The sequence below is a fragment of the Rhodococcus sp. BP-261 genome, assembly GCF_019835205.1.
In the GTDB taxonomy this organism is placed as follows: domain Bacteria; phylum Actinomycetota; class Actinomycetes; order Mycobacteriales; family Mycobacteriaceae; genus Rhodococcoides; species Rhodococcoides kyotonensis_B.
This window is the reverse complement of the sequence record NZ_JABUCO010000006.1, coordinates 59,329-71,517: the sequence shown is the minus strand read 5'-3', so window position 1 is coordinate 71,517 and position 12,189 is coordinate 59,329. Positions and strand designations below refer to the sequence as shown.

Genomic DNA, 12,189 nt, shown 5'->3' with positions numbered 1-12,189 from the left:
ACACTGCCTTCGGACGACAGGACGAGGAACTCCGTGACATCACTGCTGCCACGAACCGTGCACGGCCGTACCGCGTTGGACCGCATCGCAAGCGCCACCGAGTCGCTCCGACCACCGTTCGCGGCGGTCGACGCCGTCGCGCTCGACGCCAATGCCGCCGACCTGTGCCGTCGATCAGGCGGCATGCCGGTGCGCGTCGCGGCGAAGTCGGTGCGAACCCGAGCCGTGCTCGAACGGGTTCTCGGTCCCAATCTGACTGCAGGAGGCGGCTTTCGCGGGATCATGACCTACTCGCCCGCCGAAGCGCTCTGGCTCGCCCGGCTCGGTGCGCAGGACGTTCTGATGGGATATCCGACGGTCGACGCCGACTCCATCGCCGAGATCACCCGCGACAGAGTGCTGTCCGGGCGGATCACCCTGATGGTCGACGACGTGGCCCACCTCGACATCATCCGTGCCGCCGCCGGTTCCGACCGGATCAAGCCGCGTATCTGCATCGACGTCGACGCGTCCCTGCGGATCGGGCCACTGCATCTCGGGGTGCGTCGCTCGCCGCTCCGTGAGCCCGACCAGGTCGCCCGGTTCGCGGCGCGGGCGAAGGACCGCGGCTTCCGCGTCGTCGGAATCATGTTCTACGAAGCGCAGATTGCCGGGTTGCCCGATTCGAGTGTGGCCATCGAGCTGGTCAAGCGCGCGTCGGCCGCCGAGTTACGCACGCGCAGAGGAGCTGTCGTCGACGCAGTGACGGGCGTCGTCGGAGATCTGGAGTTCGTCAACAGCGGTGGGACCGGCTCGCTCGAGGTGAGCAGTGCGGACCCGGTCGTGACCGAGGTGACGGCAGGTTCGGGTCTGTTCGTGCCGACGTTGTTCGACCGCTACAAGGCGTTCGCGCCCAATCCTGCTCTGTACTTCGCACTTCCGGTCGTTCGGACGCCCACTCGCTCGGTGGCGACGGCGTTCGGCGGCGGGTACATCGCGTCGGGGCCTGCGTCGAAATCGAGGGTGCCGACGCCTGTCGCCGTCTCGTCCGCGGCGCGCGGCCTCCTGCTCGGCGGATTGAAACTGCTGCGCAACGAGGGTGCAGGCGAGGTACAGACACCCGTTGCCGGGGCCGGAATCTCGATCGGCGACCGTATCTGGTTCCGGCACGCCAAGGCAGGCGAGGTGTGCGAGCGGTTCGACGCGCTGCACATCGTCGAGTCCGACGGCAGCGTCACCACCGTGCCGACCTACCGGGGCGAGGGGAAGAACTTCGGCTAGCCGGTCTCGCCGAGTGCCATGAATGCGCCCAACGATTCGAGGCCGTGCGGTGTCGACGGGAGATACTGCGTCAGCGTCGACGACTGCACCAGCAATGCCGCCCACTGTCCGCGCGAGATCGCGACGTTGAGTCGGTTCTTCGACAGGAGAAAGCTTGCGCCCCTGGGTGATTCACCCAGGTTGGACGCGGTCATCGACACGATCGCGATCGGTGCCTCACGGCCCTGGAACTTGTCGACGGTTCCGACGAGCACGTCCCCCAGACCGGCGCCGTCGAGGTGTTCTCGAATGCGGGCCACCTGCGCGTTGTAGGGCGCGACGACGATGAAGTCGGTGGGTTCGAGGCCCCGGCTTCCGTCGTGGTTCTTCGGGTCGGTCCACTGCTTGCCGACGAGCTTCTCGATCTGTCGACGGATCTCGTCGGCTTCCTCGGGGGAGTCGGTGGTGTTCGCGTGATGGTCGACGTACACGGTGTGCAGGCCCGCGCGGAGTCCGACGAGGTTCCGCTGCAGCGTGTGCGCCTCGTTCGAGAAGAGCTTGCCCTCGTACGACAGAGCCGACACGGGTGCGCACAGGTCGGGGTGCATGCGCCATGTGCGACTGAGAAAGTAGCCGCGGTCCTCGGGCAGTGCGCCGTGCCCCGCCGACAGCCAGCCCAGAGCGGACTCGTCGACCGGTTCGGGGTGCGTGCCCTGACTGACCTGTGGTAGTTGCTGAGGATCGCCGAGCAGCAACAGATTTCGAGCGGATTGCGCGACCGCGATCGTGTTCGCGAGTGAATACTGTCCCGCTTCGTCGACGACGAGAAGATCCAGCGAGCCGGGTTCGACGCGATTCGAGTTGGAGAAGTCCCACGCCGTGCCGCCGACGACGCAGCCGTCCACGGAATCCCCGATGAACGACGGGTAATCGCCTTCACGGAGTTCGGTGAGTCCGTCGGGTGCCTTCTTCTTGCCGATCTGCTGCGCAGGAACACCGGCTTTCGCGATGCCCTGCAGTAGATTGTCGACGACCGAATGCGACTGTGCGACAACGCCGATCTTCCACCGATGCTCGCGTACCAGGGTCGAGATGACGGATGCGGCCGTGTACGTCTTGCCGGTTCCGGGAGGCCCCTGGACGGCCAGGTACGAGTTGTCCAGATCGAGCAATGCGGTGCGAATGGCCCCGATGTAGTCGCTGCCGACGAGCGTCGGAAGTGGCTTGCCGGACAGTGTTCTCGGTGTCGCTCGGGAGGTCAGGTCGGCGACGGCGGTCCGCGGAAGGTCCGGCAGTCCCCGCTGCACCTCCTCGGCGGCAGCGGTGATGGCGGCTTCCAGACTCGCCGACGGAATCGGCGACGTCGGAGCCAAAGCCATCGGGAGGTCGGCGTACGGGTCCGCACCGGCGGCGAGCTTCTCGTCGACGACGACGAACGTGTCTCCGATTTCCACGACATCGCCTCGGCTGCACGAGCGATACGTCGGGTGCGGTTGTTCGAGGCCGTCCGGGGCAGGCAGGTCGTACAGCAGTCGCACGGACTTCTCGACGCCGCCGTTGCCGATCAGACGAAGACGTCGCCGGAGCAACTTCTGCCGTGGGGTCGTCTTCGACCACTCCGACTCGATCGTTCCCGACTCGACCACGAATACGTCTGCAGCGTCGGCCCATTCGTCGATCGGCTTCTGCAGCCGGTCGAAATGAGCCCACCAGAACGGTTTTCGCTCGCGACGGTGATATCCGATGGATCCGCCGTACAGCGCGACGGCCTGCCGCACCGCGTCTCGTTCGCCGATGCCGGCGAAGTCTCGAAGCGACTGTTCGAGTGGTGACGCTTGATCGTCGATCTCGAGGGGGATCTCGGAGATCGGATCTGGTGTGACGCCTGCCTCGGATGCCCTCTCCAGCAACCAGTCTCGCAGCCGGATGGTGGAGACGCAGTCGTACTCGTTGTAGTCGGCGATGGCCGACAGGACGGCGTCCGCCTCCTCGGTGCGGCCTTCGTCGCGCAGGTCGCACCAGTTGGCGTATTCGACGATCGACGCGGCCGCATTGGTGACGTCGCCGTCGCGATCGGCAGGCATGTAGAGCGGTTCGAGTTTCTTGATGCTGTACGAGCGTTCGCCGATCCGCATCGACGACCGGACGATCGGGTAGAGGTCGACGAGCACGTTCTGCCGCAGCAGATTGTCGACGACGTCCTCGCCGACGCCGTAACGTCCGGCGAGTCGAAGCAGGGCCGTCTTCTCGTACGCCGCGTAGTGGTAGACGTGCATGCCGGGGAAGCGTCGACGCCGTTCGACGACGTAGTCCAGGAAGTCTCCGAGCGCCTGGCGTTCCTGCGCGCGGTCGTGTGCCCAGAACGGCAGGAAGGTGCCGTCGGCTTCGAGCACGCCGAACAGGTACTCGAGACCCCAGTCGTTGGAACCCGGCTCTGCCCACAACGGGTCACCCTCGAAGTCGAAGAAGATGTCGCCGGGGTCCGGTTCCGGGATCGAGCCGAGTGCGTCGGCGTCGAAGATCTCGTATTCGGCGACGCCGCTGTCGGCCTGCGCGAGCTGCAGAGCCGCCTGCGAACGCAGGTTGGTCAGAATGCGATGCGAGATTCCGTCCACCGAACCGTCGTGTGCTGCAAGTGTTCTCGTCGTCGTGATGCCCGCGTCGATCAGATGTGCTCGATGGCCACCGCTCAGTCCCGCCACGAGAAGAAGGTCGTCGCGCGCGACCACTTCTTCTTCGCACGCGTCGCACCTGCCGCACGCGGTGTACCGCGGATCGGCCCAGTCGACGGGTTCGTCGTCGGCGATGTGCTCGTCGAAAATGTCCTCGAGGTGTGCGCGCTGACGACGATAGACCGGCAGCAGGTCCTTGCGCGCGTGATCGGTGGTGGTGCCGTCACCGAGCATCAGGTGCAGCGAGTCGGCGACCTCGATGCCGTTCCGCTCGAGTGCGTCGGCGTACGCGGCGAGCTGGAGCAACGCAGGCACCCGAGCGTGCCGGGACAACTTCGTGTCGTAGACCGAATAGCCACGATCCTCCTTGACGAGGAAGTCGCAGAATCCGAGGAATCGTCCGTCGAAGAACGTCGCTTGGTACAGGACGTCGTAGCCCCACAACGCCGTTTCGACGGTGGCCGCGTTCGCGTCGGCGTAGGCGACACGCGTGCGCTCCGGCCGCGGCATGATCGACACACCGGCGCCGAATTGTTTCTGGAACGCCTCGAGTTGCCGACGTTCGTGCGCGAATCCGAGCGCCGATGTGCGTTCGAGCATCGGGTCGGCAGCAGCGACGCCTGCCTCGACACGGCCGAGGTGCGCGTCGAGCGTGCGCAGCAGCGCGTACTCGCACACCGCTGCCGCGGAGAGGTCGCTCGCGCTGAAGACCACCCGGTCGTCGAGGAGGAACACGCGGACAACTGTAGGGGACTGCTGCGACATCGAACCGAGCCAGGCAAAATAGTCGAATGCCGTTTTTCGAAGGAGTCACCGGTGCTGTCCACTACCGCTCGTGGACCACAGCTCATCCACGTCTTGTCCTGGTGTTTCTTCACGGTCTCGGACAGAACAGCGGTCATTACCACCGTCTCGCCCGCGTGCTCAACGGCGAGAACATCGATGTCTGGGCCGTCGACCACGTCGGCCACGGACTGACCGAAGGGGAGTTGTCCGACGCGTCGCAGATCGGTGGTCTGGCCGACAACGCGCTACAGCTCGCCGAGATCGCCAGGTCCGAGCGCGCGGGCGTGCCGATGGCTCTGATGGGTCATTCCCTCGGCGCGGCGACGGCGATAGCAGCCCTCCACAAGGATCCGGATCATTTCGTCTCCGCAGTGTTGTGCGGAACTCCGACGTCGACGACGGGTAAGGCCGGGGATCTGAACTCGTCGACGGTGCCGTTGCTGGCGATGCACGGTGTCGACGACCGGATGGCCCCGATCGACGCGGTGCGCGAGTGGATCCCGTCCGTCCCCGGTGCCCGGCTGAGGGAGTTCGAGAACGCCGGCCACGATCTTCTGCACGAGAAGGTCCACCGCACGGTCACGCTCGAAGCCGCGGATTTCCTGCTCTCTCACGTGTGACGTGCAGGCCGGGTACCTGCACGTCACACGAAAAGGACTACTTGGCGTAGATCGCCTCGATCTCGGCGCCACGCTCCTGATGGATGATGTTGCGCTTGAGCTTCATCGTCGGCGTGAGTTCGCCGGTCTCGACGGTGAAGTCGACCTCGAGGATCTTGTACTTCTTGATCTGCTCGGCCTTCGAGACCTTCTTGTTGGCGTCGGCGACGGCCTTGTCGATCTCGGCGACGAGGTCGGCGTGCTTCGACAGTTCGTCGAATGCGATGCCGTCGGCGATGCTGTTGCGTTCTTTCCACCCGGGAAGCGCCTCGGGATCCAGCGTGATCAGCGCGCCGATGAACGGCTTGGCGTCGCCGACGACGAGGCACTGGCTGATGAGGGCGTGCGCTCGAAGTGCGTCCTCGAGCACAGCGGGTGCGACGTTCTTGCCACCCGCGGTGACGATGATTTCCTTCTTGCGGCCGGTGATCGAGACGAAGCCGTCCTGGTCGATCGAGCCGAGGTCGCCGGTGTGGAACCAGCCGTCGACGATGGATTCGGCGGTCGCCTTGTCGTTGTGCCAGTAGCCACCGAAGACGACCGGTCCCTTGACGAGCAGTTCGCCGTCCTCGGCGATCTTCGCCGCGTGGCCGTTGATCGGCTTACCGACGGTGCCGACGCGCTGGTCCTTGGTGGTGTTGACGGTGACGGCCGCGCTGGTCTCGGTGAGTCCGTATCCCTCGTAGACCGGGATGCCGACGCCGCGGAAGAAGTGGCCCAGCCGTGCGCCGAGTGCTGCGCCTCCGGACACCGCGCGGTCGCATTCGCCACCGAGTGCAGCGCGGAGCTTCGAGTAGACGAGCTTGTCGAACAGCGCATGCTTGAGGTTCAGCACCAGGCCGGGGCCGCCCTTGTCCTTGGCCTCGCTCCACTCGATCGCGGTGGCGGCAGCCTTGTCGAAGATCTTGCCCTTGCCGCCGTCGTGCGCCTTCTGCTTCGCCGAGTTGTAGACCTTCTCGAACACACGCGGCACCGACAGGATGAAGTTGGGCTTGAAGAGGGCGAACTGGTCGAGCAGCGTCGAGATGTCGGAGGTGTGTCCGACGGTCGTCTTGGACTCGAATGCGCCGAACGAGATTGCACGGGCGAACACGTGTGCCATCGGGAGGAACATCAGCGTCCGCCTGCCCTCCTTCATCGCGTCGCCGAGTGCGAGCTGAACGGCCTTGGTCTCGGCGTAGAAGTTGGAGTGGGTGAGCTGCACACCCTTGGGCCGACCGGTGGTTCCGGACGTGTAGATGAGCGTCGCGGGCGACGACGCGGTGACCTGACCGCGGCGGGCATGCAGGTCCTCGTCGCTGACGTCCACGCCGCGGGTGGTCAACTCGTCGAGCGCGCCTGCATCGATCTGCAGAACCTCACGCAGCTCGGCGGCGCCTTCGGTGACCTCTTTCAACGCCTCCGCGTGGGCGGGAGTCTCGACTACGAGGAGCTTGGACGAGGAATCCTCGAGAATCCACTGCGCCTGATCGGGTGCGGACGTCTCGTAGATGGCAACGGTGCAGCCACCTGCGGTCCAGATGGCGTAGTCGAGGACGACCCACTCGTAGCGGGTGGCCGACAGGATGGCGACACGGTCGCCGAGTTCGATGCCCGATGCGATGAGGCCTTTGGCGACGCCTGCCACTTCCTGCGCGAACTGCTTCGCGGTGACGTCGACCCAGGAGCCGTTCACGAGACGCTGGAACGGCACCAGGTTGGGGGACTCCTTCTCGTACCGAAACACGGTATCGGCCATCGAGACATCATCAGGAATGGTGAATGATGCCGGCACAGAATATTCGCGCACTTGAATCCCCTCCGAAAAACTGACGTATAGGTGTGCATTTCATCACATTCCGAGCCGTAGTGCACTACCGATGGTTGTCCGGTTTGCGAATTTCCGACCTGTCCTGCGGAGTTAGGTGTGACTCGAATGCACAATAACCGTAACGGGTCACATTCTCGACACCGAGTGTCGGTTCGGTCACAGAAGCAGGGCGGTGACCTCGTCGTCCGTCAGTTGGTGAAAGTCGCCGTACGCAGCGCCGACGCCGTCGAGGTGGGAGTCGACGCGGCACCGGACCTCGTTCACGAGCGGCTGGATGCGGGCAACCGCGTCGGGCGACGCGACCGGGACGGCCAACACGATTCCCGCCGCACCTTCGGCAGCGGCGACGCGGCAGGCTGCCTCCGCGGTGGCACCGGTCGCCATCCCGTCGTCGACGATCACCGCGAGCCTGCCCCGACGCGAGCGTGGGCCGTGGCGTCGCCACCGCTGCGCACGCCGCGCGAGCTCGATCTCTTCCTGACGTCTGACGTGGTCGATGTCGTCGGCCGTGATCCTCAGGTGATCGATGACGTCGCGGTTCAGGATCAGCGTGCCGTTCTCACCGATCGCGCCCATCGCGAGTTCGGGCTGTCCCGGTACTCCCAGCTTGCGGACAGCAATGACGTCGAGTTCGGCCCCGAGCGCGGAGGCGATCTCGGCCGCGACGGGCACGCCGCCTCGTGGCAGCGCCAGTACCAGCGGATTCTGCCCTGCGAGGTGACCGAGATCCTTGGCCAGGATGCGGCCGGCTTCCATACGATCGGCGAACATCATCACTGTCGACGCTAGAACGCCGGACGGCCGTTCGCTCGACAATCCAGCCACGAGGTCATCGGCGGTTCATGACAGGGACTAAACTCGGTTGTATATGAGCACAACAGAGCCGAATCAGGATGCCGCCGTGACGTCTGACGAGTCCAGTTCCACCAGCCCGGTTTCGTCCGACGACAGCGCACAGGCGACGTTCGCGGACCTCGGTATCGACGAGAGAGTCCTGAAGGCTCTGCATGCCGTCGGCTACGAATCTCCGTCGCCGATCCAGGCCGCCACGATTCCGCCGCTGATGAACGGCAGTGACGTCGTCGGCCTCGCGCAGACCGGAACGGGTAAGACCGCAGCGTTCGCGATCCCCATCCTGTCGCGCCTCGACGTCGAACGTCGGATCCCGCAGGCGCTGGTTCTCGCGCCGACGCGTGAGCTTGCGCTGCAGGTAGCCGAGGCGTTCGGCAAGTACGCTGCCAACATCCCCGGTCTGCACATCCTCCCGATCTACGGCGGCCAGGCCTACGGCATTCAGCTGTCGGGGCTGCGCAAGGGCGCGCAGATCATCGTCGGAACGCCGGGACGCGTCATCGACCACCTCGAGAAGGGGACGCTCGATCTGTCGCAGCTCGAGTACCTCGTCCTCGACGAGGCCGACGAGATGCTGAAGATGGGCTTCCAGGACGACGTCGAGCGCATCCTGTCGGACACCCCCGAGTACAAGCAGGTCGCGTTGTTCTCGGCCACCATGCCGCCCGCGATCCGCAAGATCTCGAAGCAGTACCTGCACGACCCGGTCGAGATCACCGTCAAGACCAAGACCACCACGTCGCCCAACATCACGCAGCGCTACGTGCAGGTCGCGCATCAGCGCAAGCTCGAGGCGCTCACTCGAATCTTCGAGGTCGAAGAGTTCGAAGCGATGATCATGTTCGTCCGCACCAAGCAGGCCACCGAGGAACTCGCCGACAAGTTGCGCGCACGGGGATTCTCGGCGGCCGCGATCAACGGCGACATCGTGCAGGCGCAGCGCGAGCGGACCATCGGTCAGCTGAAGAACGGCACGATCGACGTCCTCGTCGCCACCGATGTCGCGGCCCGTGGTCTCGACGTCGACCGCATCTCGCACGTCATCAACTACGACATCCCGCACGACACCGAGTCGTACGTGCACCGCATCGGCCGTACCGGTCGCGCGGGCCGCGCCGGTCAGGCACTGCTGTTCGTCGCGCCGCGGGAGCGGCATCTGCTCAAGGCCATCGAGCGCGCGACGCGTCAGCCCATCACCGAGATGCAACTGCCGAGCGTCGACGACGTCAACGCGCAGCGCGTCCAGAAGTTCGGCGACTCCATCACCGAGAGCCTGAACTCGCCCAACCTGGGTCTGTTCCGCAAGCTCATCGAGGACTACGAGCGCGAGCACGACGTGCCGCTCGCCGACATCGCCGCCGCGCTGGCCGTCCAGTCACGGGACGGCGAGGAATTCCTGCTCAAGCCGGAGCCGCCCGCCCCGCCGCGTGCTCCTCGCGAGAAGCGCGAACCGCGCCCGCCCCGCAGCTTCGACGAGGATGCGGCCAGCTCGCATCACCGCAAGACCGGACAGGCGATGGCGACGTACCGCATCGCCGTCGGCAAGCGGCATCACGTCGTGCCCGGTGCGATCGTCGGCGCCATCGCGAACGAGGGCGGCTTGCGTCGAAGCGACTTCGGGCACATCAGCATTCGGCCCGATCACTCGCTCGTCGAACTTCCCGCCGATTTGGCCGACGAGACCATGGAAGCCTTGCGACGCACCAGAATCAGCGGCGTGTTGATTCAGCTGCAGCCCGACCAGGGTCCTCCCGGGGGAGGCCGCGGTGGTCGCGGCGGTGGCAAGTTCGGCGGCGACCGGCGGGGTAAGCGTCCGCGCAACTGATCTGCTCGCCGTCCCCTCCCTTTCGGCATCGATGGCCCGCCACAGCTGATAGACGGTGTGGATGGTTCATCGATGCGCAAGGTTGCCCGGTTTCAGACCGGATATACGAATGCCTCGGATCGAATTCGATCCGAGGCATTCGGTTTATCGCGGACCGAGCTGTAAATAGAAACAGCGCAGTCGTTTTACTGTTCAGCGGATCCGCTGAAGAAGTCCAATGCGCCGAACAGGTCGGAGAAGGCGCCGAAGAAATCGGACAGGAATGCGAGGTCGAACATGGTGACTCCTTGCAATGAGGGGTGTGGAGCAGGCGCATCGGTGCGCCGCACCCCACGCTAGACGCTCGGTCCACCACGCAAAAGGGTGTAACGAAAAGTACTCTCGGCTTTAACAAAAGGGCCGTAGGTCGCTTTGTCGAATTCACCGATCGTTCACGGTGGTGACGAAAGACTCCTGAGGAATCGGAGTCAGCGAGAAAACCGAACGTCAGTATTGCGGAGAATGCCGTAGGCGCCGAATTCGAGATTGTGCATCCGATCGTGAATCGAATGCACAACCTCGATCTGTCGGAATTGTCTACAGCGCAACCGTGAAGCTGTTCATCACGCGGTCCGCCGCGTCGAGGTCGGCCTCGCTGTTGGCCTGTACGGCCACCAGGGTGAGGTAGCGACCCGAATCTGCCTTGGCCGCAACGAGAATGTACGTTGCTGCGGTCTCGCCGCATCCGGTCCACACCTCGAATCGGCCGGTGTGCAGCGCGTCGCTGTAGTCCTCGCGGCCGGTCGAGACGCATCCCGACTCCGGCAGAGACTTCGTCGCCCAGTTCAGCAGATCCTCCGGTGAGGAGTTGGACACCGCGGTGTCGGACGCCATCACCGACGTGCCGACCGCGCCCCACCCGCCCTGGTACTGCTCGAGATTCGAGCTCGCTTCGACGCCGTAGAAGTAGTTGTTCCGGTCGTCGACGAACTTGGTGCCGTCGACCTGGTTCCACCCCGCCGGGACGTCGACGCTGACGACACCGTCGTTGTCCTCGACCGTCGTGAACCCGCCGGTGCTGGTCTGCGAGACGCTGCTGCCGCTCTGCGGAGTCGACACCCGGGACGAGACGGTGGTGGTTTCCTCGATCGCGTCGCCGTTGATCTGACCACGTAGGTAGGAATCGGTCGAGGGGCGGTAGACCTCGACGGACAGCGTCGCGTCCTGGCCGTGGGTGCGCAGGACGCTGCAGTAGTCGGCCATCGTGCCGTCGGTTCCGAGGGTGACCCCTTCCATGCTGGTCAGCAGGTCGCCGGCTTCGATGCCTGCTTTGTCGGCAGCGGATCCCGACGCGACCGAGTTGACCCAGACGCCGAGGCCGGTGTCGGAGTCGTCGGTCAGTGCCTCGCCGTTGATGCCCAGGCTGAGGACGTTCTTGCCGTCCTTGAGATCGTCGACGACGTTCTGCACTTCGTCGCGATGGATGGCCATGTTGGTGTCGTACTTGTCGTTGCCCGCATAGTTGACGCCGACGAGTCGGCCGTCCGGGTCGACCAACGGGCCACCGGAGTTGCCGCTGCGAATCTTCGCGTCGTGCTCGATGACGTGGTCGAGGGAGGCCCACGGGGTGTCACCGGCCGTGTCGGCCTTGGACACGATGCCCTTGGTCATCGTGAACGTCGGATCGCCGAGAGGGTAACCGGCAGCGTAGATTTCGTCGGCGGTGTCGATCTCGCCCTCGTGGAAGGCGACGAACGGGAAGTCGTCGCCTTCGAGCTTCACGACGGCGAGATCGAGGCATTCCGACGAGCCGACGACGCGGGCGCCGAGTGTGTCGCTCTGGTCTCCGCCGCGCCAGACCTTCAGGGTGCCTGCACCGGTGACGACGTGGTTGTTGGTGAGTGCGTAACCGTCGGACGAGATCAGGAATCCGGAACCGCGTCCCGCAGCCTCGTATCCACCTTCCTGCGGGGAGACGAAGGTGCCGAGCGCTTCGAGCTGGATCGTCGCGGATTGCAGGTCGTCGAATTCGACGGCGCCGTCGGGAGCTGCCTCGGCGTCGCCACCGGTGCCGATGGAGAAGGAACATGCGGACAGGAGGGTGGCGCCGGCGATCAACGCCAGAGCGGATGCAGAGGCTCTGCGGGCTGTTGTAGTCATGGGAGGAACTGTGGCCGGGTCCACTTGGAGACCGGTTGTAAGCGACTTGGACTCGGGTGGAACGGCGGCGTCGTGTCGGTGCGATCTCCTACAGTCCCGGCATTCCCCCGCCCCGGACCGGTAGAAAGGCCATCACTTGCCCTCACAAGCCTGGATAACCCTGTTGGTCGGGCTACTCGCCGTCGTCGGCGTGATTCTGACGGTCGA

Annotated in this window: 7 protein-coding genes; 3 read left to right on the top strand and 4 right to left on the bottom strand. The window is 65.1% G+C overall.

Annotation, left to right across the window (positions count from 1 at the left end; translation table 11 throughout):
• Positions 1-33: 33 nt before the first annotated feature.
• On the top strand, positions 34-1,260 hold the full coding sequence (locus HQ354_RS09335) for an alanine racemase (RefSeq protein WP_084423879.1): 1,227 nt from the start codon (positions 34-36) through the stop codon (positions 1,258-1,260).
• On the opposite strand, the gene HQ354_RS09330 is transcribed toward HQ354_RS09335, so the two are convergent.
• The gene (locus tag HQ354_RS09330; RefSeq protein ID WP_222635179.1) at positions 1,257-4,646 is read right to left on the bottom strand and encodes a TM0106 family RecB-like putative nuclease; all 3,390 of its coding nucleotides are present in this window, start codon (positions 4,644-4,646) and stop codon (positions 1,257-1,259) included. The two genes, HQ354_RS09335 and HQ354_RS09330, sit on opposite strands and share 4 nt — an antisense overlap.
• A gap of 56 nt (positions 4,647-4,702) precedes the next feature.
• Here HQ354_RS09330 and HQ354_RS09325 point away from each other — a divergent pair, with 56 nt between their 5' ends.
• Positions 4,703-5,317 carry an alpha/beta hydrolase gene (locus tag HQ354_RS09325; protein ID WP_114328548.1) on the top strand — a complete coding sequence of 205 codons (615 nt, stop codon included), beginning with the start codon at positions 4,703-4,705 and terminating at the stop codon, positions 5,315-5,317.
• Between the two features lie 37 nt (positions 5,318-5,354).
• Here the strand turns inward: HQ354_RS09325 and HQ354_RS09320 are convergent, their stop codons facing one another.
• Both HQ354_RS09320 and HQ354_RS09315 read right to left on the bottom strand, forming a co-directional pair.
• Positions 5,355-7,145 (bottom strand): long-chain fatty acid--CoA ligase, encoded by a 1,791-nt coding sequence (locus tag HQ354_RS09320; protein ID WP_068428231.1) that lies wholly within the window; start codon positions 7,143-7,145, stop codon positions 5,355-5,357.
• A 177-nt stretch (positions 7,146-7,322) separates the two neighbouring features.
• Complete coding sequence (locus HQ354_RS09315) at positions 7,323-7,940, bottom strand: phosphoribosyltransferase (RefSeq protein WP_167678296.1); 618 nt, start codon at positions 7,938-7,940, stop codon at positions 7,323-7,325.
• 94 nt (positions 7,941-8,034) lie between these two features.
• On the opposite strand from HQ354_RS09315, the gene HQ354_RS09310 reads away from it, so the two are divergent.
• On the top strand, positions 8,035-9,843 hold the full coding sequence (locus HQ354_RS09310) for a DEAD/DEAH box helicase (RefSeq protein ID WP_068428238.1): 1,809 nt from the start codon (positions 8,035-8,037) through the stop codon (positions 9,841-9,843).
• Between the two features lie 576 nt (positions 9,844-10,419).
• On the opposite strand, the gene HQ354_RS09305 is transcribed toward HQ354_RS09310, so the two are convergent.
• Entirely contained in the window at positions 10,420-11,982 is a 1,563-nt protein-coding gene (locus HQ354_RS09305; RefSeq protein ID WP_157105369.1) for a S1C family serine protease, read from the bottom strand.
• Between the last annotated feature and the right edge of the window lie 207 nt (positions 11,983-12,189).